Origin of the sequence: Bartonella sp. AP72JLCBS (assembly GCF_042195705.1) — a bacterium.
In the GTDB taxonomy this organism is placed as follows: Bacteria; Pseudomonadota; Alphaproteobacteria; order Rhizobiales; family Rhizobiaceae; genus Bartonella.
On record NZ_JBHIOU010000001.1, the window covers coordinates 9,604 to 36,309 of the forward strand.

16 protein-coding genes and 1 tRNA gene are annotated in these 26,706 nt (G+C 36.0%); 9 read left to right on the forward strand and 8 right to left on the reverse strand.

Annotated elements, in window-relative coordinates; all coding sequences use genetic code 11:
- Positions 1 to 542 precede the first annotated feature (542 nt).
- Entirely contained in the window at positions 543 to 8,048 is a 7,506-nt protein-coding gene (locus ACFILO_RS00030; RefSeq protein ID WP_375677668.1) for a Vomp family autotransporter, read from the reverse strand.
- Positions 8,049 to 9,030: 982 nt separating this feature from the next.
- On the reverse strand, positions 9,031 to 9,537 hold the full coding sequence (locus ACFILO_RS00035; RefSeq protein WP_375610047.1) for a helix-turn-helix domain-containing protein: 507 nt from the start codon (positions 9,535 to 9,537) through the stop codon (positions 9,031 to 9,033).
- A 149-nt stretch (positions 9,538 to 9,686) separates the two neighbouring features.
- On the opposite strand from ACFILO_RS00035, the gene ACFILO_RS00040 reads away from it, so the two are divergent.
- The 3 genes from ACFILO_RS00040 to ACFILO_RS00050 all read left to right on the forward strand — a co-directional run bounded on the left by ACFILO_RS00040 (position 9,687) and on the right by ACFILO_RS00050 (position 10,749).
- Positions 9,687 to 9,926, forward strand: coding sequence for a hypothetical protein (locus tag ACFILO_RS00040; protein ID WP_375612875.1), 240 nt, complete (start codon positions 9,687 to 9,689; stop codon positions 9,924 to 9,926).
- Positions 9,927 to 10,030: 104 nt separating this feature from the next.
- On the forward strand, positions 10,031 to 10,477 hold the full coding sequence (locus ACFILO_RS00045; protein ID WP_375612874.1) for a hypothetical protein: 447 nt from the start codon (positions 10,031 to 10,033) through the stop codon (positions 10,475 to 10,477).
- Between the two features lie 2 nt (positions 10,478 to 10,479).
- Positions 10,480 to 10,749, forward strand: a complete 270-nt coding sequence (locus ACFILO_RS00050) for a hypothetical protein (RefSeq protein WP_012754562.1) — start codon at positions 10,480 to 10,482, stop codon at positions 10,747 to 10,749.
- Between the two features lie 319 nt (positions 10,750 to 11,068).
- Here the strand turns inward: ACFILO_RS00050 and ACFILO_RS00055 are convergent, their stop codons facing one another.
- The gene (locus tag ACFILO_RS00055; RefSeq protein ID WP_375677669.1) at positions 11,069 to 12,280 is read right to left on the reverse strand and encodes an MFS transporter; all 1,212 of its coding nucleotides are present in this window, start codon (positions 12,278 to 12,280) and stop codon (positions 11,069 to 11,071) included.
- A gap of 738 nt (positions 12,281 to 13,018) precedes the next feature.
- On the reverse strand, positions 13,019 to 13,297 hold the full coding sequence (locus ACFILO_RS00060) for a hypothetical protein (RefSeq protein WP_375677670.1): 279 nt from the start codon (positions 13,295 to 13,297) through the stop codon (positions 13,019 to 13,021).
- 1,093 nt (positions 13,298 to 14,390) lie between these two features.
- Here ACFILO_RS00060 and ACFILO_RS00065 point away from each other — a divergent pair.
- From ACFILO_RS00065 to ACFILO_RS00090, 6 genes are all read left to right on the forward strand, one after another.
- The gene (locus tag ACFILO_RS00065) at positions 14,391 to 14,522 is read left to right on the forward strand and encodes a hypothetical protein (protein ID WP_375632539.1); all 132 of its coding nucleotides are present in this window, start codon (positions 14,391 to 14,393) and stop codon (positions 14,520 to 14,522) included.
- Between the two features lie 93 nt (positions 14,523 to 14,615).
- A complete protein-coding gene (locus ACFILO_RS00070; RefSeq protein WP_375612887.1) occupies positions 14,616 to 15,806 on the forward strand; it encodes a hypothetical protein in 1,191 nt (396 codons plus the stop codon).
- Positions 15,803 to 17,008 carry an ATP-grasp domain-containing protein gene (locus ACFILO_RS00075; RefSeq protein ID WP_375677671.1) on the forward strand — a complete coding sequence of 402 codons (1,206 nt, stop codon included), beginning with the start codon at positions 15,803 to 15,805 and terminating at the stop codon, positions 17,006 to 17,008. Before ACFILO_RS00070 ends, ACFILO_RS00075 begins: the two co-directional genes overlap by 4 nt.
- Before the next feature lie 1,001 nt (positions 17,009 to 18,009).
- Complete coding sequence (locus ACFILO_RS00080) at positions 18,010 to 18,414, forward strand: hypothetical protein (RefSeq protein ID WP_375677672.1); 405 nt, start codon at positions 18,010 to 18,012, stop codon at positions 18,412 to 18,414.
- Positions 18,415 to 18,683: 269 nt separating this feature from the next.
- Positions 18,684 to 18,929, forward strand: coding sequence for a hypothetical protein (locus tag ACFILO_RS00085; protein WP_375677673.1), 246 nt, complete (start codon positions 18,684 to 18,686; stop codon positions 18,927 to 18,929).
- 13 nt (positions 18,930 to 18,942) lie between these two features.
- The gene (locus ACFILO_RS00090; protein ID WP_375677674.1) at positions 18,943 to 20,142 is read left to right on the forward strand and encodes an MFS transporter; all 1,200 of its coding nucleotides are present in this window, start codon (positions 18,943 to 18,945) and stop codon (positions 20,140 to 20,142) included.
- Between the two features lie 474 nt (positions 20,143 to 20,616).
- On the opposite strand, the gene ACFILO_RS00095 is transcribed toward ACFILO_RS00090, so the two are convergent.
- The 4 genes from ACFILO_RS00095 to rplU all read right to left on the reverse strand — a co-directional run bounded on the left by ACFILO_RS00095 (position 20,617) and on the right by rplU (position 26,672).
- Positions 20,617 to 20,706 (reverse strand) — tRNA-Ser (locus ACFILO_RS00095).
- A gap of 1,256 nt (positions 20,707 to 21,962) precedes the next feature.
- Positions 21,963 to 24,494, reverse strand: coding sequence for a phosphoenolpyruvate--protein phosphotransferase (ptsP, locus tag ACFILO_RS00100; protein ID WP_375677675.1), 2,532 nt, complete (start codon positions 24,492 to 24,494; stop codon positions 21,963 to 21,965).
- Between the two features lie 1,416 nt (positions 24,495 to 25,910).
- Complete coding sequence (gene rpmA, locus ACFILO_RS00105) at positions 25,911 to 26,180, reverse strand: 50S ribosomal protein L27 (RefSeq protein WP_100130483.1); 270 nt, start codon at positions 26,178 to 26,180, stop codon at positions 25,911 to 25,913.
- Between the two features lie 12 nt (positions 26,181 to 26,192).
- Positions 26,193 to 26,672, reverse strand: coding sequence for a 50S ribosomal protein L21 (rplU, locus tag ACFILO_RS00110; RefSeq protein WP_375612842.1), 480 nt, complete (start codon positions 26,670 to 26,672; stop codon positions 26,193 to 26,195).
- Positions 26,673 to 26,706: the final 34 nt, after the last annotated feature.

A 26,706-nucleotide genomic window follows, 5' to 3' on the forward strand; every position in this document is an offset into this window, starting at 1 on the left:
AAACGTATTCAAAAATTTAGTACCTGACTGAAAAGATAGAGAAGTTGTGTTTTAGGTTTTATGGTTAATGCGTTTTGCTCTTTTACATTTCCTAAGAAAGTAATTTTTTTGTGGTGATTGGTTTTTTTTAACCTTTAAACTTATTGGTTGTTTTTTGCAAGGGGTAGAGTTAATTTAGCATATTGTTTTATAGCTTCTTCCAGTAAAGTTGAAATACATTTGAATGGAGATTTTTGTCTTAAAAGCTTTTTAATAGATTTGTAGAGAGCAAAAGGTTTTTTATCTGTAGAGTGCTACAGATTTTTCAGATTTAAAAATTAAAGAAGAAAATAATAAACTTATAATTTATGAAAAAACTCATTATCTTATTTTGAAATAAGAAGTTCATTTTGTTGAAAGCGTCCGGTTTTTCTGTTTTTTAAACCTGTATTTATCGTTAGCGCTTATCAATTTATATATATTTTTTTTACATACGTAACAACAATTCACCCCTGCCTCATGAGACAGGGGTGAAAAGGAATTTTTATGTATTTTGTTTATTATCAATTCAATGTCATATTGAATCCCGCACCTACACCCCAGTGACCTCCAGAAGTTGTTGCGGATATGTTAGAGCGGTATTTTCCATTTTCTGAGGTGTAACCTGCACCAAAGGCAAATGCAGACTGACTACGCCATAAACCAGTACCAAATCCAACGCTTAATTTTCCAGGTGTATCATTGTAGCGTAAGTTAGACACTGCAAGACCAATAGCCGCTGCTTGTCTTGCCTCTTTTTTCACACTCTCAATACTATAGTTTAAAATATCAAACTTCATATCTGTATATTGCTTAGCCCGATCAACAGCATCATCAATCGCATCAATCACAATATTATTAACCCGTTGATCTGTATACTGCTTGGATTCATCAAGAATAATCTTCATCTGTTCTTTAGTATAATCATGAAGTTGACCACCATTTACAGCCTCTTTCGAGCCTTTTTCAATTTTACCATCAGCTACATTATCAATCAGAACAGGTTCACTGGCATCCCCCCCCGCTAATGTGATTTTATTGGTTTTTTTGCCGTTTTCATCTCTATCATAACGAACAGCATCCTCTTCAATGCCGTCAACTCTATTATTGATGTTATCAACTTTGGCATCAATATTGATAACTGTATCACCAATATCAGCAATCGTATTGGAAATGGTATCAACTCTGTTGGTAAGATGTTTCACATCTTTTTCGACACCAGTGACACGTTCATTGGTTTCCCAAAGTTGCCCACCATTGACGGCATCTTTCGAGCCTTTTTCAACTTTACCATCAGCTACATTGATAATTTTATTCGGCTTTCCATCGCGACCAGCATCATAGGCTTTTTCTTTATCATTCCACTTTAAAGCATCTGAATCGACCTTGTTGATGACATCATCAATACGGTTATTAATATTTGACATATTTTTATTGACGTCACCAAAAGCATCAGCGACATTATGATGCTCTGTCTCAACAGTCGTACCATCAGCATTGACTTGAACAATCTTAAAAGTAGGATCTGTCCATTTGCCATTCTCATATTTGGCACCGCCACCGAAATAATTCGCAAGTTGGTTATTCATGGAATAAAGTTGGTTGCCCGTAATGGCATCTGTTGAACCTTGAGCAATCTCACCATCTAAAAGATACTTCAATTTGCTGTTTGTTTTCTTACCATCTTTTTCATGACGTGCAACGAATGCTTCTTCCTCATCATCCCACAGTAAAGCATCTTTAGAGAAATCTTCAATTTTCTGGTTAAACTCATTGGATACATTCGTTAAGCGTTGATTCACATCTTGAACATTTTTATCAAGACCTGTTAAAGCATCACCAACATTGTAAAAATTAGCCTTCCCTACTTCACCACCTACAATAGCGGATAAAGTATATTTCAGCCCTTCAAAAGCACCGTTAATGAACTTTGCACCACCACCAAAAAACTTTGCAATATCTGCTGATATTTTATTAATCTGACTACCATTGATTGCATCGTTGGAATTTTCAGAAATGCTACCATCTTTTACGTTATGAAGAGCAACTGGTCCGTTGTTCTTATCGCCGCCCAAAGTTACACTACCATAATTAACACTATTATCGTCATTCTTATCATAGAGAACCGCAGCAGCAGTTACTGTCTCAATATCTTTAGTAATATCCTTTATGCTTTTATCAAGTTGGTCTTTGTTAACAGCTTCATCACCCTTCTCTGCTGCCTTAACACCAGAAATAGAACGCGCTACACCAGCATATCCCGCAATATTGATCTCAGTACCAGCTGTATCCTTACCTATGGTAATAACATCTGTATTTTTCTCTTGCTTAACAAGACTATTTTTTACCACTTCGGAAATCTTATTATCAATATTTGTGATAGAAGTATTAACACCTGTAAACGCTTCCGTAACATTATGATAGGTCTCCCCCTGAATAAGGAAAGCTGGTTCTATACCGTTCAATACATCTGTACTACCACCAAAATATTTCGATGTATTTTGAGCGACTGTTTTGAGATCATTGTTAACAGTGGTAACCTTCTCATTCGTAGCAAAAAGTTGTGAACCATTTACTGCTTCAGTAGATGTTTGAGAAAGTTCTCCATCTTTTATACCGGAAAGTGTTCTTTCTTGATTATCTTTATTTGCAATGCTTATTTTAGTACCACCTGTCGCCTTACCAACGGTAATAAGACCTTCAGAACCTCCTTCTTGTTTCACAAGACTATTTTCTGTTACATTATTAATCTGATTATAGATATCCGTAATAGAATTATCGACACCTTTAAAAGCATCAGCAACATTATGATGCTTTTTCTCAACAATAGTGCCATCCTCATTACGCTGAGAAACTACGAAAGTAGGAGCATACCATTCTCCATTTTCATCATATCCAGCACCACCACCAAAATAAGAAGCAACGTCCTTCATTGAAAGGACTAAATGATGATTAACATGTCTGATATTTGTATCAAGCCCTGACAAAGCCAATCCAACATCATTATATTCCCGCTGTTTTACCTGACCATTTTCATCAATAGTAGTTAAATTATATCTCGGTTTTCTAAAGACTCCATTCTCGAATGAGGTCCCACCACCAAAAAATTCAGCAACATTTTGGGATATTTTATTAATCTGGCTACCATTAATTGCATCATGCGATTGATCGGAAATCTCTCCATCTTTGACGTTATGAAGAGCAACTTGCCCGTTAACCTTATTACCTCCTAAAGTTACACTCTCATAATTGACAGTGCTATCATCATTTTTATCGTAAAGAACCGCAGAGGCACTTATATTCTCAATATTGTTGTTAATCTTTCCTATACTTTCATCGAGTTGTTTTTTATTAACTGCTTCATTATCGTTCTCTGCAGCTTTCACGCCCGCGATAGTCCGAGCTCCTCCACTGCCTGTAATATCAATTTTCGTTCCACCTTTTTCCTTACCAATGGTGATATCCCCTTCATTTTCCTCTTGCTTGACAAGGCTATTTTTTGTCGCATTGGAAATCTGATTAGAAATCTCCGTGATAGAATTATTGACAGAACTAAAAGCAGAACTAACATCATTATGTGTAGTGCCCTGAATCGTATAGGTTGGCGCTTTACCGTTAGCTATATCTGTATCACCACCAAAATACTTCGATATATTTGTACTTATACCGTCAAAGCCATTACCCAACTTACTAATCTTTTGGTTAGTTTCATAGAGCTGCGAACCATTTACTGCATCCGTTGAATCTTCAGAAATGTCTCCATTCAAAAGAGAGGTAAGCTTGCTGTTTGTCTTCTGTCCTTCTCCGTGGAGAGCAACAAATGCCTGCTCATCATTACTCCACAACAAAGCGTCCCCTTTGACTTCTTGTGTAATATTCGTGATTTTTTCATTGACATCTTTTACCACATTCGTCAGATGCGTATTCACACTCTTCACATTCGCATCAAGACCACTCAAAGCTGAGCCAACGTCATGATAATTGGCTTTTGCCACCTGACCATCTTCAACAATAACAGATAAACTATAGTTTGGTCCTTTAAAGGCACCATTTTCAAACGAGGCACCACCACCAAAATAATTTGCTATATCTCCAGATATTTTATTAATTTGGTTCCCATTGATTGCATCATGCGAATCTTCAGCAATTTTCCCATCTTTAACATTATGAAGAGCAACGGGGCCTTGGTTATCTACCCCACCTAAAGTTACGCTACCATAATTAACGGTACCGTTTTCTTTATCGTAGAGAACTGCAGCAGCACTTGTAAGATTAATATCATTAGAAATCTTCTCGATACTTTTATCAAGCTGGGCTTTGTTAACAGCTTCATCATTTCGCTCTGCAGCTTTTACACCAGAAATTGTACGAGCATCACCAGATTTGTTTGCAACATTGATTTTAGTCCCACCTGTTGCTTTACCAACAGTGATAGTACCTTCATTTTCCTCCTGCTTAACAAGGCTATTTTTTGTCGCATTCGTAATCTGATTTTGTATATTCGTGATAGAATTATCAACAGTACTAAAAGCAGATTCAAAATCATTATGTGGCTTACCCTGAATAGTGTAAGTGGGAGCCTTACCGTTAGATACGTCTGCACCACCACCAAAATACTTTGATATATTTTTAGCAATTGTTGTCAGATTATTTGTAACAGTGTTAACATTCTGATTAGTCGCAAAGAGCTGCGAACCATTCACTGCATCGGTTGAATTTTCAGTAATATCTCCATTGGAAAGAAATTTAATTTTGCTATTGGTTTTTCCGTCTCCATGCTGTGCTACAAACGCCTGCTCATCATTACTCCACAATAGAGAATCTTTAGAAACACCCTCAATTTTCTGAGTAAACTCATTAGCTACATGTGTTAAGCGGCTATTCACATTGTTGACATTGTCATCAAGTCCTGTCAACGCTGAGCCAACATCAGTATGTACCTTCTGTCCTACAGTACCATCTGCAGAAACAGTAGATAAATTATATCTTGGTCCTAAAAAAGAACCATCTTGAAATACAGTACCTCCGCCAAAAAACTTTGCAATATCTCCGGATATTGTATTAATTTGGTTCCCATTGATAGCATCATGCGAATCTTTAGCAATTTTGCCATCTTTGACATTCAAAAGAGCAACTGGTCCTGTACTCTTACCGCCACCTAAAGTCACACTGTTATAATTAACGGTTTCATCTGCATTTTTATCGTAGAGGACAGCAAAAGCATTCGCTTCCTGAATATTGAAAACCTCCTTGCCAAGATCAGTAACCGTAGCTGATATATTAGTAACCTTATCGTTAATATGGACAATATCCTTTTCAACATCTGTAACACGCTCATTCGTCTTCCAAAGCTGCCTACCATTAATTGCATCATACGACTCTTCAGTAATTTCACCATCTTTAACATTGTGCAGAGCTACCTGCCCACCAGTCTTACCGCCACCTAAAGTCACACTGTTATAATTAACACTGCTATCACCATTCTTATCGTAGAGAACTGCAAAAGCACCACCCTCCTTAATATTGTTAATAGTATCAGTAATAGTTGCAATTTCACCATCGAGTTGTTTTTTATTAACGGCTTCATTGTCTCTCTCTGCGGCCTTTACACCAGAAATACTACGGTCTCCCCCACTGCCTGCAACATCAATTTTCGTACCATCTTTTTCCTTACCAATGGTGATAAGTTTCTGTTCTTCATCCCATTTAACAAGACCATTTCCTGCTATTTGATTTTTTACTTCATTCAGCTGTGCAACATTAACCGCATCAGTCTCTGCACTCCCCGCTGCCACTCCATAAACTTGTTTATTACCAGCAAAAATACCGCTACCAGTCATACGCGGACCACCAGTAATCACGAAACCAAGGTCGCTTAATTGGGTTTTTCCTGCTTGTACACGTCCAACTGTAATGAAGTCATTCAAATCAAATTCTACTGTTTTATCATCTTTTCTTACAATTTTAATGTTCTTGTTTTCATAATTCTCAAGTTCAGCTCCAGCAAAATTGACTGTTTCACCAGGCAGAATATCCACAGCAGCTTCACCATTAACAGATAACTTCCATCCCCCTGCTTTTGATACCAATTGTCTTACCTCGCTCAACTGCGCATAATTGACTGCATCGGTATCGCTTTTCCCTGCTGCTACGTCTGTAATCTTTTTATTTCCAGCAGAAATACCATCCAAAATCATTCTTGGCCCATTCTCAATAATAAAGCCTTCACTATTCATAATGCTGTTGCCTGTCGTGACACTCGTAAGCTTAAGAGTATCATTCAAAGAAAATGTAACTTTATTATTATCTTTTTCAATCTTGATATTTTTGCTTCCGTCCCCGCTCACTGCCGCAACAATATCTACTGTACTTCCTGCCCCAACATCTGTAGCATTGTTACCATCAACAGAAAGTTTCCAGCTTCCTCCCGCCTTTGATATCAATTCTTTTACATCGTTCAGCTGTGCAACATTAACCGCATCAGTCTCTGCACTCCCCGCTGCCACTCCATAAACTTGTTTATTACCAGCAAAAATACCGCTACCAGTCATACGCGGACCACCAGTAATCACGAAACCAAGGTCGCTTAATTGGGTTTTTCCTGCTTGTACACGTCCAACTGTAATGAAGTCATTCAAATCAAATTCTACTGTTTTATCATCTTTTCTTACAATTTTAATGTTCTTGTTTTCATAATTCTCAAGTTCAGCTCCAGCAAAATTGACTGTTTCACCAGGCAGAATATCCACAGCAGCTTCACCGTTAACAGATAACTTCCATCCCCCTGCTCCTTCTACGACAGCTCTCATAGCTTTCAACTGTGCCACATTGACGGCATCAGTATCTGCAGTACCAGCCGCCAACCCAGTAATCTGGCGTGTTATACTACCGTCAGCTTTTCCAACACTGATTGCACTTTTTGTACTTTTCCATGCACCATTGTTTTGTTGTGAATTTTTGTTACTTACAGGATCATAACCAGCAACATTATTAACAACACTGGCAACGGAAGCTCCCCCCAAAGCAACTCCGTCTCCAGCAATCACCTGTGCATTTGGACCAATTGCAATCGAATACTTTGTTTGAGCTTGAGCAGCATAACCTATCGCAATCGTATCTTGATCCTTCGCTTCTGCGTTATTCCCCATAGCAATGCCGTGGATACCGGTTGCAAGTCCACCAATAGCAACTGCTAATTCTCCTGATGCACTTGCCTTATAGCCTAGAGCCAAACTACTTTTACCAGTCGCTTTTGTACTTGAACCAACTGAAACCGCATTTTGCGCACCGGCTTTAGCGGCATAACCTATCGCAATCGCATCTTGACCACCTGTAGCCGCGCTGCTACCAAACGCAATACTATCAATGCCATCTGCCTTTGAAAGCCCACCTATAGCGATAGACGATCTTTTTACCGTTTCCGATCCAATCCCTATGGCAACACTTGCTGCTCCATTCGCAAGAGCAGAAACACCAAAAGCTTGTGCTCCTCCACTCTTTGCAGTTGCACCCGCACCAAATGCTGTTGAATAATTCCCTGTTGCAGCAGATCCACAACCGGTTGCAAAAGAATACACACCATAAGCCTCAGGCATAGCACTCGTGCTACCACCTGTAAGCTTCCCCATATAACCAGTGCTGCTGTTGCTCGTATTACTATCACCACTCCAAGTGACCTTATCAGTGGTCACGCCATAAGGATAACGACCAGAAAAATTTGTATTTTTGATAAATCTATCATATTGCTGCTCTGCGGTTATTTGATTAGTACTAGCAATTGACTCCTGTTGCTTGCCACCACGACCAATGACATTATCCACACCACAGTAATTATCATCACCCGCAAAAACAATACTGCCATGGCTACCATGGTCATAAGACACACCAGAACCACTCGTGCTCATAGTTTTGTCACCCGTTATCGCGAGATTCGAAGCAACAACAGGAGAAACACTCGATAAGAGTGTGGCCATTACCGTACTAAGAGAGACAACTTTAATTAAATTTGGTGTGGAATATTTTTTTTTCATAAGAATCTCCTCCTACAGAGTTCAACATCATCACAACGCGCGAAAACACACATGGCAAAACCCTTAGTTTGCGCACTTCAAAAACCAATAAATCAAGACAAAACTCCCCCCCCTACGATACCGATACTTATCCGGCATCGACCTAAAATCTCTGCAACAACATCGAATCTAGAAAAGTCCCCACCCCTTTTAGCTAGAGGGATTCAAGCTAAAAAATAAATAAAAACACAAAACTTTGAAAATATACTGTTATCTCCATTCAAAAATACTGCGATTTATCTCTTAACAAAAATAGTTTCACTAAAGAGCAATTCTACTTTTCAAATAAAGCGCATCAGAAGAATGGCAAGAGTGTAAAAATTATTTTTTATAAATTTATAAAAATACTTCTCAATAAATTAGCTGTTCTTATAAGCACAAATTTATGATTTTTTAACTTATAGCATAATGTAATAATGACGATTATCATGATAATCTCACTTTTTGTTGCGAGGTAAACTGTTTCAATATATTATACATCTCTTTGAAAGAAATCTGTCTTAAATATAATGATGCACGCTCTGTAAAAAGTTTTAACGTGCTCATCTTATCATCTTCATAAAAAGACAAAAGCGCGCCTATAAATAGTCTTTCGTTCTTCTCTCTTATATATCTGTTACCCTTCTATAGGAACAAAACATCGTCATTGTATTTTCACTGTTGTCCGTATCTTTTCTTCAACCAACAAATATTTCAGGAATGGCACTATATTAGCTTCTTTTTGAAGAAATTTTGTTTGTATCACTACTCGTCATTCTTTTTATGAACCATTTTATCTTTAATCAGAGAAATATATTGATTTATAATGATAGTTTCTCGTTTTTCAGATCGAATAAGAGACTCGAAAATCGTGAGATTTTCACATTCCAAACTTGGTTATACAGCAGAAAATCAAAAAAGTTTTATTTTTTTAAAGGCTGTTCATTCGTATCTTATGAAATTTCTAGATGTGCTTTTCAGTTTCGATTTTACGCTTTAAATGTAATTTTAAAAGTGGCAAAGTGGCTTCGACTTCTTCTATATCATTGAGGTTTTGAATAAGCTCTTGCAATCTTCCATAAAGCTCTGCTGCTAATTCCGCAACATCTTCAGGAGAAAGTGTTATTTTTGCATCATGATAGGTCGTATAAACTAAATGTCCCAGCTTTTTCATCAGCCCAGTAGGAATCGCCTGCGGTTTAAAACCAGCTGCTTTCGCCTTTGCCACATCTGAAAACATCTCGCCATTTCCCGTTACTAGCCAATCTAATGAAACACCACAAATTTCTTGATATTTGGAGAGCGCAGAGGCTGTAGGCTCACTTATACCAGTTTCATAAGTTCCTATAGAGCCAGCAGTGATACCAAGATGTTCAGCAAACTGCTTACGCTCTGTAAAACCAAGAGCGTGACGCACTTTACGAAAACGTTTTGCCAACTCAGTTTTAGGTTTTGCTTCCGGACGAGCCAAAAAAAACACTCCAAAATCAATATAATTGTTGACTAAATAATTATATTGATTTACATCTATCATTACTGCCCCTTAAGAAGAGCAGTTATCACATACATAACCCCACAAAAACGGATGTTACAGCATCCATTCAAGCAGGAGCGAAAATTATGACAATTACAAAAATGCAATCGCCGTGGTATTTTTCTGAGCTGCGCCCCTGTAATATAACCTTGGAAAAACTCAAGCCTATCAGAGGCTATTTTCCAGAGTCAAAAACATTTGGACACAGGCCAATGAAAAAACTAAATGCGCCACTGCCAACTCTATCAGTTTGCATGCCAAGCCAATTCTTGCCAACTGCTTTCTCAAAAGTTGCAGTCATATTCTTTCAAAAGCAAAAAGCCTAATACGATTCTCTTCATTTCATGCTGTGTAATATACCACTGAAATCTTATTACAAAAATATGCTAATGCATTTCCCATAGGTTTTTATAAGGTAAAAAGTTTATCAATGTCTAAAAATCAATATAAAATAGGCAAAATAATTGGTATTCTACAAAAAATGAGATTATCACTCGTTATTAAAAAGTTAGACGTTTACAAACCCTGTTTGCTTATTTTATATATTAATAGCACTGATTTAGCTGTAACTGGCAATAGAGATTTCAGGGTGTTTGGTTTATCGTCAGAATACTCTTCCTCTACGCATATTAAAAGCCTTTTGGCAATGTATTTTAAATGCTATAAATTCTATAGTAAACACATTGCCATCCATATTTACAATTGGGCGCTTCAAAATCTTGGAGTAATAAAATCTTTAATAGGCTTTGATTTAAAAGCGCGTATTTTGCAGAAAATTGACAAAACCATGAGGTTCGTATACATGGCAATTTTAAGTGATGATAGTGGAGTGATACTTAAAAAAGCTGCATGGAAACCCGCAACGTTGAGGAATTAAGCATGACCTCTTTATGCGATAAAGAATTATCTGATACACTGGTTGGTCTTTATGACGACTATCAACGCGGTTTCGACATTGGAGAAGAGCTTAAACTGTGCGTGGATTTGGCGTTATCTCTTGAATTGGAACTCAGTATTCACCGTTTAAGTGAAACAGATGCTGTTTTAAAAAAAGAGATTGTGCAAACCTTGCATCGTCGTAGAAATACTCACTCCAATGAAGATGAAATTGATACAATTTTTCATATGGATTTTGAAAAACAAAAATAATACAATAATCTCCCCATATGATACGATATTACCTCATCGCTTTACTTTCTGCTACGCTTAGACAAAAAACTTTCAAGAAGATTTAAAGTGTTACGTTTTCGTCTTCTTAACAACAGTGAGATGAATTAAAGAAACGCATCAATTCTTTTAGATCATTATCAAAAAATAGAGAGTATTCTCTAGCATACATCAATTTATGCTTTGTTCATTAAGCACCAACTTTTACATTTTCTCAACTCTCCTTTAAAAGCAAAATGTGAAATGTACTGCAGCGTAAATATTTATAAAATAGCGTATGTTGTCCACACTTAAATGTAATTTATTGTTTTTCATGTTTATAAAACAGCACTATGAGTATTCCAACAAACGCAACAATGCTTTGAAAAAAATATATCGATTGAGGTGATATGTTACTGTTATCGCTTGCCATGATGAGATAGACTCCGAGGATCAAGCATCCAGAGATACCATTAAAACTTGCCTGCAATCTTCCTTGGTATTCAGGATCACAAGAGAGTTGTGATAAAGAAATCGAAAGAGCCCAACTCGAAAGTCCAAATCCAATCATAAAGTAAACAGGAAAAACAACAAAATTGTGTGTATTAACAGATAAAATAGCGAGGCCAATAGCCATAAAAGCTAATAAAATGGCTAATGTTTTCCTGATAGATAAAACTTTACAAAGAAGTGGTGAAAAAAACGCACCTGTCAATACGCCCATAGAATAAAGCACCTCAAATATTGCAAAGATCCTGTTATCCGCATGTAAAACCTCTTGTATATAAGGAACGAGAATAACAGGAATGGTCATCAAAAGAGTCATAATAATCATCTGGCTTATATAAGGTACAAAAAGAGCCGGATTCTGTTTAAAATAATGAAGGGATGCTGTATAATTTTCCCACCAATTTTGCTGGTTTTGATTTTTAGATTTTCGGTTTTTAGGTACCTTCATTGCAAAATTAAATAAACCAGCAATGATAAAGAATATACCACCTATTAGAAGAGTTCCTTTTGTTCCTGCATAGGACAGTATAAATCCACTTAAGCCCATACCTACGATAGTGCCAAGTTCATAAACCATATCGATGGTTGCATTTGCATTGATGAGCTGTTCCTTCAGCACAATACTTTGAATTAAAGAAATAGCTGATGGCATATAAAAAGGGATAAAAATACCCAAAAGAGCAGATAAGACCATCAATTCAATTTCTATACCAAAATGCCAAAGCATTACCCAGCTTACAATTACCAAACCTCTCACAAGATTTGAAATAATAATCTGCGTTTTACGATTATATTTATCTGCCAATATGCCAAAAATAGGCGCAAAAATAATGCCAGGCGTCCAAAGAAAAAGCATCATCAACGCTACACCACGGATTGAGCCCGTCTGATTGTAAGCGAGCCATGACAATGTAATATAATTTAGTCCACTTCCAAATGTAGCAAATAAGCCGCTCAAAGTAAAATAGAGAAAAGTTCTATTTTCAAATAAAGCAATGCGTTCCTTCAAATTTGAAGTGAACATAAATTATCCTCTAAAATGAATACCAGTCGATATGCATGATACATCCTGTTTAAAAACAGGCATTCTTACAATTTTTATTTTAGATCATTAAATTTAAGAAAGCAAAATTTCTTTTTTGAGGCTTTTACAATCTTTGTGCTGTTTTATGATTAATTCTTCTATGAAAACGGAACATTTATGGACAAAAACAAAATTAATATTTTATGTGCGTTTTATTCAGAAGCTACACCTTTATACATATGTGAAACAATTTTACGGTATGGAAGCTTCACTCACATTATTGTCCTTATTATTCTGTGCACTAAAATATGCTCGAGTATATTCCTCCATGTCGTTCTTCTATCACCACACTTCGTCTCTAAAAGAATAAACATACTATTATCCTCACAATAAATATTGCTAACTTTTCTACTCCCCTTCTCTAAATCTTTTAAAACAAGCCCATTACAGTTAGTTTTCTAATTAAAATATATAACGTGATATTTTTCCTGAGCAGTTAAATTATTGCAATCACATCTCTAAAGTTTCAGATTTAGAGTAAGAATACATAAAGGAGGATTTATCGTGGATAAATTGATTAATAAATGATTTTATTCATAATCAAAAAAACTTATCTATATGATGTCGTATTTGATGATGAATTAAAGAAACAGGAGTAGTTCCATCAATTGTTATAAACCGCTCATCTATTTCTGATAAAACTTGGTATACTTCATAAACTTTTTCAATAAAAGAGAGTTATTCTTCGTATTTTAAGTTTAAACCATCCCTTTTCTGCAATCGCTCCAGTATAGTAGTGGGCGGTAAATGAAGATAAAATGTAATATGAGGTCTTGGAATAGATTGATTTAATTTAACTACACTTTCAACAGAAAGCTCTCGAGCATAAAAATAAGCAAGACTAGAATAAACATATCGATCGCTAATTAATAAATTTTGCGATGACATTAAGGAAGGTTCAATAATTTCAAGCGTATGTTTGCGTCTATTTGTCGCTGATAAGAGTGCTAAAAGCAACGGATCAATTGCTTTTCCATTATCTACATATCTCTAATTTATGGATTATTTCTATACTAAGAACTGTGTTAAAAGTTTGTATTATATGTTTTCTGTTGAGTAATGGCGAGCAATTTCTTTTGTTTGTGTTGTCTTTCCACTCCCATCAAACCCGCATAAGACAATAAAAGAACCAGAAAATTTCTTTGAAGACCACATGGAATTATAAACTTTTTATCAAGATACATTTTGTCTATATACTCTCCATAAGTTAAATTTTTTTGTCTAAAATCTTTTAATGTTCAATAAGGTGTTTTTTTACTCGTCTCTAAACAGAAAAACGCAATACTCCCGCATTTTGTATAACTTATTAACTTTATGATAAATGGCGGTATATAGGTTTAGTTTTAAGATAAGGTTATATTTTAGACAACTTAAAATGAGATTAAGTATTTGTAAAAAATATATTTTTTTGATCACACTCCATAACCTGCCATTTTTTAACGAATTCTAGTAGAGTTTCTGAGGATTACTCCTATAGCGTCGTGTAAATGTATAGAAATGAGTTCGATCTCAGTATATTATTGTCCCTAAGAGCTGGTACTGGATTGCGCTACATAGAAATCTAATGAAATCAGCTCTATCTTTTCTCAAACCACCGCTCACACTATAAGCATTTGATATTCAATTCCGTCAAAAAGCAGCAGAGCAATTATCGGAAAACATCGCTGAGATATTGAAATATGTCTAGCAAAAGCGTTTGAATCAAATGTTTCACTATATTTTTCGGTATATTCATAAACTGAAACTAAGAATATTATAATAAGCCCTCAAACAACGACGACGCCCAAATCAGCCGTAATAAAGCCTCCTAAAACTGAACCAATAATACCTTCTCTCTATAAAAAGACTACTATGTAAAGGTTTTAATACAATACCTTAGCGCTAATGCCATAAATGTTTCTGATAGATAACGAAGTTTATTGTCACAACAACATCTAACAACGGTCAATAGAAAAACCTAAACCTTGAGTATAAATGGAGGAAATCTTAAGAGTGCAAACACAGCCCTCCCAAAAACATAGCTATACTGATCATTCGAAGAAACTCCTCATTGGCAAAGCATCTCACAAGAGATACAGCAAAAACACCAACCGCCTCCGCTCTTAGTTTCTCCCAAATTAGCTATCACTATGATAAACGTTATCGTTCAAATCTGTATCATGCTTCTATCGAAAAAACTTGACATGCCTAACAACACATATATTAGCTTTTTGTAAAAATGTATAATGTATAGCATGTGTATTTAACATGGGGGGATAATGTGCATAAACAACTGATGTTTCGGTTTTATGGGCTTGTTGTCCTGCTGTATCTTTCTGATATGGTTCTATTCTTAAGTAATCTTTGGAATGCTTATCGCATAACATCCTCATCGGTTTTCCTGGGCGTAACCATGGCTTTGGGCACCCTTATGCCCTATCTTTTGAAAAAAAGCGGTCTTGTGCGCATTAAAGCCTCACTGCGGTTGGTCGATTTATACAAAAGGCGGATCATTATCTATAGCCTTCTTTTATTGATTGCTCTTTTCCATTACGCTGATTCCCCCTTTGGTTTTATCGCTGTCTCTATCTCTATCGGCTATCTCTCTTTGATTACCTTAAGCACACTCGAGACTTATAATACTAAACTAGCACTTAGTGGTTATATTAGCGCCCAAAAGGCTTCCCGCATTATGCAAACAGTGGTGCAAATTGGCGCATTTTTGGGAGCAGCACTAAGTGGTTATCTCTTAGAAGCGACCAGCCCTCGAGGGGCAGCGGCTGAAATCGGTTATAATGGTTTGATTGTGACACTTTGTGTGTTTGACATCATTATAAGCCTTATAGCCGGATATATTATATTTTGCGATGAATACAACGCTACAGATACCACAGCACTTGCAACTGGTAAGAAGCCAGCACCTACACCGCAAGCGGATGGACTCTCCCGTGAGCTTAAACTTTTATGCGTCTGCATAGGACTTATTGGCTTTCATATTTGCGCTTATAATACGCTGGCAACCATTCTTTTTCAGAGTGTGAAAAATTTTGGCTCTGAATACTATGGGCTTTGCAGTGCGGTTGCGGGCATGGGCGCTTTTTTGGCTGCTTTTATCAAAATCCCTCGTTTTGAATTTATTCTCCCAGCCCTTATGTTGAGCGTAGCTGATCTTATTTTTAGCACCACACAATCGCCCTATTTGGCTGTGGTCTTTTGCTTTTTTATTGGCTTTTCAATGAATACCATGCGAATTAATGCCCGCAAACATACGATTGAAGCGACCAAAACAGAGGCTCAAGCAGAGCTGGTGGGAAGCTATAGCGGCATGCTTTATACTCTCTCCCAGTCGGCAGGTTATGTCATTCTTGGTCTTCTTACAAGCTCTGCCCTTATGGGTCCTCAAGCAGCTGTTTATCTTCTACCCCTTATAGGGCTAATAATCTTTATTTATGTTCTTTTCCTTTTATCACAGCGGAACAAAGTATGAGAAAACCTATTCTTATTGTCGACCCTTTCTCCACGGGTGCCCTCTATGGCCCTGCTTTGCAAAAATTAGGCTATGCTTGTTATGGTGTTGTCTCTCAACAAGCTCCTTTTTCACACTTTATGCTTTCTTATCAGGGAAAGGGCATGGCAGAAGCGAAGCTTCATAGTGTAGATGAGATAAAGAAACGCTTTCCTATCGGCACGATAGAGGCTGTAATAGCGGGTGCCGAAAGAGGTATCTATTGTGCAGAGCAATTGGCGGCTTATTATGGTTGTCTTGGGAATAACCCCTTGACTACCGATTGGCGACGGAAAAAAGCAGCGATGCAAAAACGTCTTTGTGAAAATGGTTTATCTTACATCCGATCAAAGATTCTTACAAAAAACGATTGTACTCTCGATGGTTTTGAAAGCCACAGCGGCTATGTGGTAAAGCCAAATGATTCTGCAGGGAGTGATGGTGTTTTGTTTTTCTCTAATCTTGAGGAAGTGGCGGCATGGTCCTCTAGAATCGACTGGACACAAAAAAATATTTTTGGCGCGCCTAACGATGCTTATTTGCTCCAAGAAAGATTGGAGGGAGAGGAATACATCGTCGACGCCGTTGTAAATGGAGAGGCTATAAAGATATGTGCTTTATCGCGATATAAAAAAGGTATTCATAATGGAAGTGCTTTTGTTTATGAATCGCTTGATGTGCTTGATGCTCAAGATCCCTCTTATGCCCCTCTTATCTCTTATGCAAAACAATGCATTCGCGCACTGGGGATTGAATATGGACCTGCGCATATGGAAATCATGCAAACAGCTCGTGGTCCAGTAATGATCGAAGTAGGAGCCCGTCTCCACGGAGGAATTGCACCCACCTTGTTCGCGCATTGCTATGAAGATAATTTACTTGAAAGCTCCGTTAACCTTATTGCAGGCGTGTTTTCGCAAACCCCAAGTCGCTTTAAGAAAAAAGGGCGTATTATCTTCCTTATCAACGAGATCGACGGTCATATTATAAAAGATGTTAACGTATGGCGGCAAAAGCTTCATTCTTGGGAAAATGTGGTTCATTTTACGCTTTTTTTTAAAGAAAACGAGCCCCTCCCCCTAACCATCGATTTAAATACCTGCCCAGCTATTATAGCAATTTGGGGACACAATGATGATGAATTATCAGCTTTGGAGAGGATCATTCGTAGCAATTTCCTATAAAATACAGCAAGGGAGAGAAAAACATGGATTCAGAAGCGCAATCAATTGAAAATATAGACAAATATTAAAAATGGATCCAGCTTAACGGATTAAACAACAAAGAAATAATTTTGTTTACAGCTTTATTGTCGAGCATTCGCGGATGGATTCTAGTATTATCTCTATCTAGAACTCCCTATAGGCAAGAGGCAGAAAAGTTATCAAGCATACTTAGTATACCTTAATGATAACTGCTATTACCATGCGTGATGGCTCTAAAATGTAGATGGATTTGAACTTTTAAATAATTTTTTAACTCTTTAATCACTTTATGTCCATACTTTTTAAATAATATTCAATAACTTAAGTAAAATAAATATTTTTATTTTGGGTTTTGGTGTGTTGTTAATCTAAAGCATATGAAGAGAATATATTAAAGAATAAAAATGTTTATACATCGAGATTTAAGCTCTGTTTTACAAAAGGAGGACTATTATGACACAGACGAATCTAGCTATTAATCCGTTGTTGCAAACCAGTGGAGAGATAGTGCTAAATGTAGAAAAAGTTGCATAAGAACCTTTAACAAAAATGATTAAAATTTAGATAGAGTTACAAGGTATGAAATAAATTTTTTTCTATCAGCTCTTCAGTTTTCTTTGGTTAATTTATTTATTCTACCTATATCATTGCAACTTTCTTCTAATGACATCGTCTATCATTAGAGGGAGATGTGTGATTGTTTTTCGGGTTGTAACAGCACATGGGTTTCGTGATTTATTTTTCCCATCAGAAGAGTTATAGTTGAACAAGTTTTAAAATACATGGCATTCCATATTGTGTGCATATAAAATTTTCAGGATGGGAGTGTTGAGGTAGTGTCTTTTCTTGGAAAGACTGTACAGCAGTTACTAGAAAATCTAGGAGAAGAAGAGCTTATTTTTAGAACAGATAGAAATTTTGATTATAACAATTAATTAAACCAAAAGAAAAATATTTATTCTAAAGTTGATGATAAAATTGTGGCAAAATATATTTTCGATAACCATAAAGAAAAAGTTAGGGAACATGTTTTTATTAGTAAGAAAGAATATCATTCATTTGTCTCGCTAAAAGTTAGCAAATTCATAGATAACTTTTTTCGTTCGTTGAATGGTGAAAAAATAATTGTCGGCGTTAGTGGGGGAGGAGATTCTAATACATTGTTACAAAGTTTAATAAAAGTTCGAATACCTAAAGATTTTTTAGTTCCTGTGAGAGTGTTAGGAATACAAAATTGGAATACAAGGGAGGCAAAGAGAGCAAAAACCGGAAACTTTGCGCCAATGTTGGTTAAAATTGCCTCTTGTTCATTCAGACGAAGTTGGTCAATTATTAGGTGCAGCAGAGATAGATTGAGCGGGAATTTTTCAAAAAGCGTATCCTGAATCTGACTTAGAGGTTATTGGAACTTTAGTAGTAAGATTGGCTTGGTCTCATGTTTCTCAAAAATTAGCAACCAATCTTGTTGTGACTAGACTAAATTTGGAAGATCTGCTCACTGAGCGTTTTTATAATATTATGAAATGATAAAAATATTAATATTTCTTCTTGTCCCAGACATGAAGCCGGTGCTATTTGTATTTATTATCCGTTGCACCATTGTCCGAAATATATTTTAAGTGGTTGTCACTTGAAATATGCCTTGGAAAATTATTTGGCAAGAGAGCGTACCTATATGTATTGGAAAGTAATTTCCTATTATTTATCTCAATCTATAGGTACAACGTTACCAAGTATAGAATTCATGCTGACAGATGACTTTCAAAAAATAAGTGCCTATAACGCATTTGAACTAAACTTTTATGAAAAACTGGAATTTAGTACCGAACCATATTCGACAATGGAGAAAATCATAAAATGGCTTGAGTCTCTGTTTAAAAGGAAAGAGGCTATTGCGTAATTCTGTTTTTCTTATGATTGTGATTGGTTGTTTGACGAGTTTTTGTGCTAGTGGAGTATTATCTATTGGCCTTTCTTTGTTACAATTCCAAGATACAACGGGAGAAGCGTCTGCTACTTTAAATGTCGTTAATTTAATCGCAATTGGAATTGCTGGCTTATGTTTGGGAAACGTGTTGGCGCACTATCAAGGCTTTATAATTGGGTTTTATAGTCAAATTACTTGCGCTTGTTTATTGTCTTTCTTATTATTTATGAACAATCCAGTACTTATTTTATTTGTATTTTTTTTACTTGCTCTCTTGATGGGGGCTGATAATCCAAATAACAATAGTGCCTTGAATCTGCTGGTTCCAGCTCCCAAACAAAAAGCTGGAATTTTTGCATTTTATACTAGTTGCTGTCAGTTTTTTGTTATTATATCCCCGTTGCTTATATATTTTATAATTGCGCATTTGGGGCACAAAATAGCCATAGCCTTTATTGTATTTATCTATCTTTTGAATGCCAGCTTATGGTTTCGTATAAAGTCTATACAACACCTAAACAGAGTAAAAGAGCTATTAAAAAAGCCATCTCAAAAGGCTTATGGAATTGGTTTTAGATGCCTTTGGCGGATTTCTGCGTTGCGGTTTTTAACGATTAATCGTATTTTGAATAATTCTCTCTATACGGGGCCTATTGTTTTATTGCCACTTGTTCTTGCTTCTATAACATCAGATAATATAAAATTTACAGCTATTCAAAATTCTATTTTTGCTTTGTCAGCACTGGGTTTTGTGATCAATGGTCTTATCTCATCTTATTATTTACGGAAATTTCCATCTTTAATTCGTTTTTTTGTATGGGGGGCACCGGCTTTTGCCGTGATCGCAATCTCTTTTGTTTTATATTTAAATTTTACTCAATATTCCCTTTATATTATGGGATTTTTATTAGGTATTGGGCAATTTTATTTTAGGGTATCGGGAATAACAATTGGACAAGCTATCACACCTAGTGAAAATTTAGCCGAGGTGATTTTGGCAGGCGATGCCAGTGTACGCATCATAACAGCTTTATTCTCTATTGTACTTTTATATGCAGGAAAATTTTTTTCATTTTCTATATTATACGTCCTGTGTGTATTTATAGGCTTTTGCGCCCCTTTATTTATTTTGCACGGACTATCTATTTACATACAAAGCTTAGAGATAAAAGAAAGCGCCGTATGAATGATGTTCAATTATTATATTACGTCAGCCTTTTTTTGATTATCGTATGGATAAAAATTTTGTACAAATATTCATGACATTAATTTTAAATGAGCACATTGCGTGAGAAAAGCTGAGGTGTTCGTTACCTCTCATGTGGATAAAACGCATTTAGCCCGTTAATCAACGAAATTGCAAATAGCACTATGATCACCATTAATTCTAAAAGCTCTACCAGAAGTTAGTGATAATGGCAAAAATCCTTTAATGATATTTGAAGAGATCGTTTATGCTAGATCAGGTTATCTCAAGATCGAGAGGAGAGGAGCTTAAAAAGTATAAAATTCATGGAAATTCAACAGCAATTTCTAGGTGTACATAATGATAGGCATAGATCGACGCGAACTGGTCAATTTCAAACAATAAAAAATCCTGCAAATGCTGAGCTTTTTAAACTATGTTATATCAAGCATATGAAAGTTCGTTTTAAATTAATGGCGGAGAGAGAGGGATTCGAACCCTCGATATGGTTTCCCATATACACGCGTTCCAGGCGTGCGCCTTCAACCACTCGGCCACCTCTCCAGAAGTTCGCACTATACCCAGAAAGAAATAACGTGCAAGTCTAAACTATACATTCAAAACCCAAAAAACAAATTCATTTATTAAAGTAAGAGCTTTTATCTGTTGAATAACAAGCACATCCCTTCTTTTTAAGAAAAAACTTTTTTCGTGGATAGGTTTGTAGAATACAATAATGAGAATAAAAAGATTGTCACCAGTTATAAACTTTCATGCTCATTTACGCACTTTCTGCTTCACAAAAAAATACTTCTCTTAAAATTAGCATACAGCCCATAGTTTTACACAACCAAATAATTAAAATCACTTACTTATACGTCATAGGAAGGGATGGTATGTGGGGGAAGAACATTTTAAGAGAGGATAAGCGGCTCTTATGCATTTTCTTAAATAGCACGAATTTTTGCAACATTGAGAGCTGTAAAATAGTGTGATGGTATCAGTTTTCTCTTTCATAGGATTACATAATAAGCCCTATTCTAAATCCTCTATTCAATTTCACACTTCTATATTTAGTTGATACTAAAGAAAATAAAATTCAGAAAAAAACTTTGCATTTTTAATTTAATATGTATGAATATATTTTATTTTCTAAAATGAAAAAATAGTCTCATTTTGATCAAATACAAAATCATAAAAATGCAAACCTGTTTTCATTTTTACCATATATTTTTAAATTCAGCTTTACAATTTTCAAAATATCTAAAGTAGTCTCCATTACTTAAAAAAATTACGTATTACTTCATACTTTTGATTATCGCATTCTTTAAGCGTGATATGGTCTCATCACAAAACAGAATACTCTAAAAATACTATTTTCTTTCCCATCCACACGTTTGTAAAAAAACATCTCTTAAAGCTTGCCACATCTACCTCATACGGTATCTATGAATGGTATAAAATCTATTGGATAACATCATCTTTCCTTAAATAAAAAGTAAAAGCCAAGTACTATCACGCTATTTTTCGCCTAATGTTACAATATCTATTGCTATTTGAGAGAATGCATAAAAGGAATTTATTCTTTCTTAGAGTGTTTTTATCCATACATTACTCCTCCTTGTAATGTATAAAAGAGTAATTTTTATTAATTAAATATAGAGAAATTTAAAACGAAAAAACCCTACAATATTCAGGGTTCTCATTATGTAAAACGATAAATTACCATTATAAATTAATATACTGTATTAATGTTTTACAGCACTAAAAATCTGATTAGTCTGCAAAATGAGCTCGTTCTTTCCCCTTAATGTTCTTTATTACCTTATATCCTTGCTTAGAGCACGTACAGCTCGTGCAGTTTCACATTGTAATGCTTTTTGTGCTAAAATTTTCATATCTTCAAAACTATGAGTCTGTAAACACGCCTTTACTGGAGAAATATCGCAAGATATCATAGAAAGCTCATTAATTCCCAATCCAGTCAAAATCATTGCACCAAAAGGATCTCCAGCCATACCACCACATACACTCACCCAACACTTATGTTGTGCAGCTCCCTGAATAGTCTGATAAATCATACGCAAAACTGCTGGATCAAGGCTATCAGCTTCAGACACAAGGTACGGATTTTGCCGATCAACAGCCATTGTATACTGTGTTAGGTCATTGGTTCCAATTGAAAAAAAATCAACATGGGCGCTTAATACATCTGCCATAATGGCCGCTGCTGGAACTTCGATCATAATACCAAGTTTTAATTTTGGTGCATCAACATCGTTGCGGATTTCCTCTGCAATCTTTTTTATAGCGACAATCTCTGAAACAGACATGACCATCGGAAACACAATCCATAGATCTCCACCCTCTTTTGCCGCTCGATATAAAGCACGTAATTGAGGCACCAAAAGATCACGTCGACGTAACAAAAGCCGCGTTCCTCGAACACCTAAAAAAGGATTGTCCTCTTTAGATAAATGTAAATGCGTAACCTGTTTATCTCCACCAATATCAAGTGCACGAATAATTAATGGCTTATCTCCTACAGCTGTAATCATCGCCCGATATATATTAAATTGTAGCTCTTCATCCGGAATATATGGATTCTCTAAAAACAAAAATTCCGTGCGCATGAGTCCAACACCTTCAGCCCCTAAATCAAGCGCAACAGGAACCTGATTTGCGTAGTTGACATTAGCCATGATACGAATTCTTTGACCATCTGTCGTTTGCGCTGGTAACCTACATGCATTTATTTCACTGACACGTTTTTGCGCAACAGTATCAATATGCTTTTGAGCATCTTCAACGTCTTCAAGCGTAGGATTAAGGTAAATAAACCCGTTATCGCCATCAATAATAGCCTGAATATCAGACTGAATTGCTAAAATATCATCACCTGCAGCAACAACCATTGGAATACCAAGAGTACGCGCCAAAATAGCTGTATGAGATAATGGACCTCCCCATGCTGTTGCTAATCCTTTTACCCTTGTACAATCAAGTTGTGCTACATCAGAAGGAGAAAGGTCATTTGTAACCAGAATTACACCATGTGGAATATCATTTAAAAAGAACGATCTATAGGATGGATTGATTTCACCTAAAACACGTCGACCAACATCAACTAAATTAACAGCACGTGCTGCTAACAAAGGATTATCTACCTTAAAAAACATATCTGAAAATTGACGAACCGCTCTATCCCAAGACCAAGCGACACCATGACCTTCCGCTATAAAACGACAAGCTTGAGCTATTAAATTTTCATCTTCAAGCAAAACCATTTGCGCAGAAAAAATCGCAGCAGAATCTGCTCCCATACGCACTGTAATATCAGAAATCACAGATGCCATTTTATGTTTTGTTTTTGTAAGAGCATTTTCAAGACATGCTGCACCAACTGCAAAATCAATTGGCTGATCTATTATGGAAATATCATTTTGCCTTAAAACAAAAATCTTACCAAATGCTAATCCTGAACTCGCTCCAACACCAGAAATGCCTTTTTGCATAGAGCGTGGATACCAACCATGAAAAGCCTTTGTTTGAGATTCCATTGCTCTCATCAGACATTTTTCACTAATACTCACTTTTTTTGCAATAGCAATGGCATCATTGAGAAGTTGTGCTCCTTCTGCAGCATCTGTAGAAAAAATCAGAACATCACCGTTTTTTACTCCTAATTGCAATAAACCAACCAAATTTTTCATTTCAACGGTATATTGACCATGGCGAACTCTGATGGAACTTTGAGCCTTTTTCGCAAAATCAACCCAAAGAGAAGCTGGTCGTGCATGAAGACCACTTGGATAATCTAAAGTCCATTCCTGACACACAGAAAGGTCACCAATAAAAGTTTTTTCTATCTTCATATTTTGGTCAAACAAAGTTGTAACAATTTGTTGTTTGTCCATAGTTGTTGCAAGTACTTCAAGCTGTTTTTTATCAAATAAAAGAGACGTCAATTTTTTACAAATTTCTCTATAGCGATCTGGACACGCTGCAATGGCAATAACCAAATATGCTTTCTTGCCATCCTGCCACTCAACACCAGCAGGAACCTGTATAACAGCAACAGCATCCTTGATAATTAAATCACGATTTTCAGCCATACCATGAGGAATGGCTATACCATTTCCAAGCCAAGTATTGGTTGTTTCTTCACGTTCAAGCATGCTTGCCAGATAACACTTATCAACTGCACCAACCTGCACAAGCAATTCAGCAGCAGCATAAATTGCATCATTTTTATGATCAAAAGCAGCTGCAAGTTGTACAGATCTTATAGACAAGATTTCACCATCAGCAAAATCTACATTCATTGCTTCTGCTTTCTCATATCTCATCATGAATTCAAATTGCCTCACATTTGAACACCAATATCTCTGATACATTCCTTTTCAAAGCTGCATTTCCCAAAATACAAGCTATAAATACCACCACAGCTCTCTTTATATTTTACAGAATATAGCTAAGTGAGGTGCTTAAATACCTCAATATAACCGATAAAACAATTAGATATTATTATCCACCTAAGTGCTTAAAACCATCATAAACAAGTCTGCCTCTTACTCTTTTACTTTACAAAGACAAAACCCCGTTTTTTACAGCACCAATCACCTGAAAAACTATGCTTTCAAAATGCTCTTATTATCCTAAGTTGATCCTAAGTTATCCAACATAACTTTTCATTATTTTTCCTACAAGAAAGCATCCTTCCCAATCATCCGTAACTTCAGCTAATATTTTGATTGATTCCTCAAAGTTTATTTAACCTATTATCCCTCTTTATAAATTCATTACATAATTACAAATTGCTCCATGCAACTTATCATCTTTAAAATTCCGTGCTGCCCATCTTATGATATCAAACCCTCGATATATAATATTTATATATTTTAAGCCACACCTTTACTTCAATCAATATCGTAAATACACAATGCCCTCTGTCGCACATTTGCAAAGTACGACACCCTCCAAGCACCATCACCAACAACTAAAATCAAGAAAAACTCTACAAATAAGATAAATAAAGTAAAAAATGAAACGCAATTATTGCCTTAACTCTAGCTCTTATGCTTGTTTATTTTCAACAATACACAATAATAGTGAAATCAGAAAAAATATTCTTGAAGGGCGCTGATTGCACGTTGGTTATTTTTATATCTTTAAACACCGTCCTCCTTAAAAATATAATTTCACTCTCGATTTACCGAAAATTCCTTAATGCACGTCACTTTCAAAGTAGTTTTGACTACCTTTTTATGGATTTTTTATCCCTATGTCTTTTTAAATGAATAGCCCCACCTATCCACACTACCACCTAAAAACAGTATGACAACTCATCAATACCACAATGCCGATAAAAAGATCCATCTTTATCAAAATGATTACATCAATAATGCTCTCATTAAATTTCTCATAATTTTCTGAAAACAAACTGCTTCTCTTATAAGAAATTACTCGACGCTTCTTCATACATAAAAAGAAAGTCTCTCCTCACTATTATTATACAGAAACTTATCAACAAACTCTATCATAATATCAATATGTTCAGTACTAAATACTAACATAACAGCGCAGAAACTTTTTCCCTCATTGAGAAAAGCCATTTCCTCAATTCTACCTTTTTCGTATATCTTCTACATTTATTATAGTACCAACGCAAAAAGGGAAAGATAAGACTCTATCTTTCCCTTTTAATACTTATAAAACCACAACTATAATTCAATGAAATCCTGTTGATTTCTAGAGAGTGTTACAGATTACTCTGCTGCCTCCAGCATAGGAATGACTGAAACATAGGAACGATTACCCGCTTTGCGTTGAAAAGAAACCTTTCCATTTGATAATGCAAAAAGCGTATGATCTTTTCCAATACCAACATTGTTACCAGGATGCCAACGTGTACCACGCTGGCGAATAATAATATTTCCGGCAATAACGGTTTCACCACCAAATTTTTTAACGCCTAGACGTTTCGATTCTGAATCACGACCATTACGCGAGGAACCACCAGCTTTTTTATGTGCCATAGACGCTCTCCTTTAATCTTTCTTACTCTTTGATGCTACAGACGCTTTCTTCTGCGGCGCAGTCTTTTTTTCAACTGTTTTTTTAGCCGTCTTCTCAACAGAAGCAGCAGCTTTTGTTTCTTTTGGTGTAATTGCTTCTTCTTTTATCGGTTTTGCAGCAACTTTTTTAGGTTTTGAACCACCCATTAATATTTCTAAAACACGAAGCCTCGTAAATTCTTGACGATGGCCACGCGTGCGTTTAGAATTTTGACGACGGCGCTTCTTAAATGCGATAACCTTGCGCCCACGTGCCTGTTCTAAAATCTCAGCTGTCACCAATGCATCAGCAACGACAGGGGTACCAATAACCGCATTACCTTCTTGCCCAACCATTAATATGTCATTGAATTCAACAACATCACCCGCATTTCCACTAACTTTTTCAACTTTTACCACTTGATTAGCAACAATGCGGTATTGCTTACCACCAGTTTTAATGACTGCGAACATTTTTTATCCTTCCGTTCACTCCAGCTCTTATTTA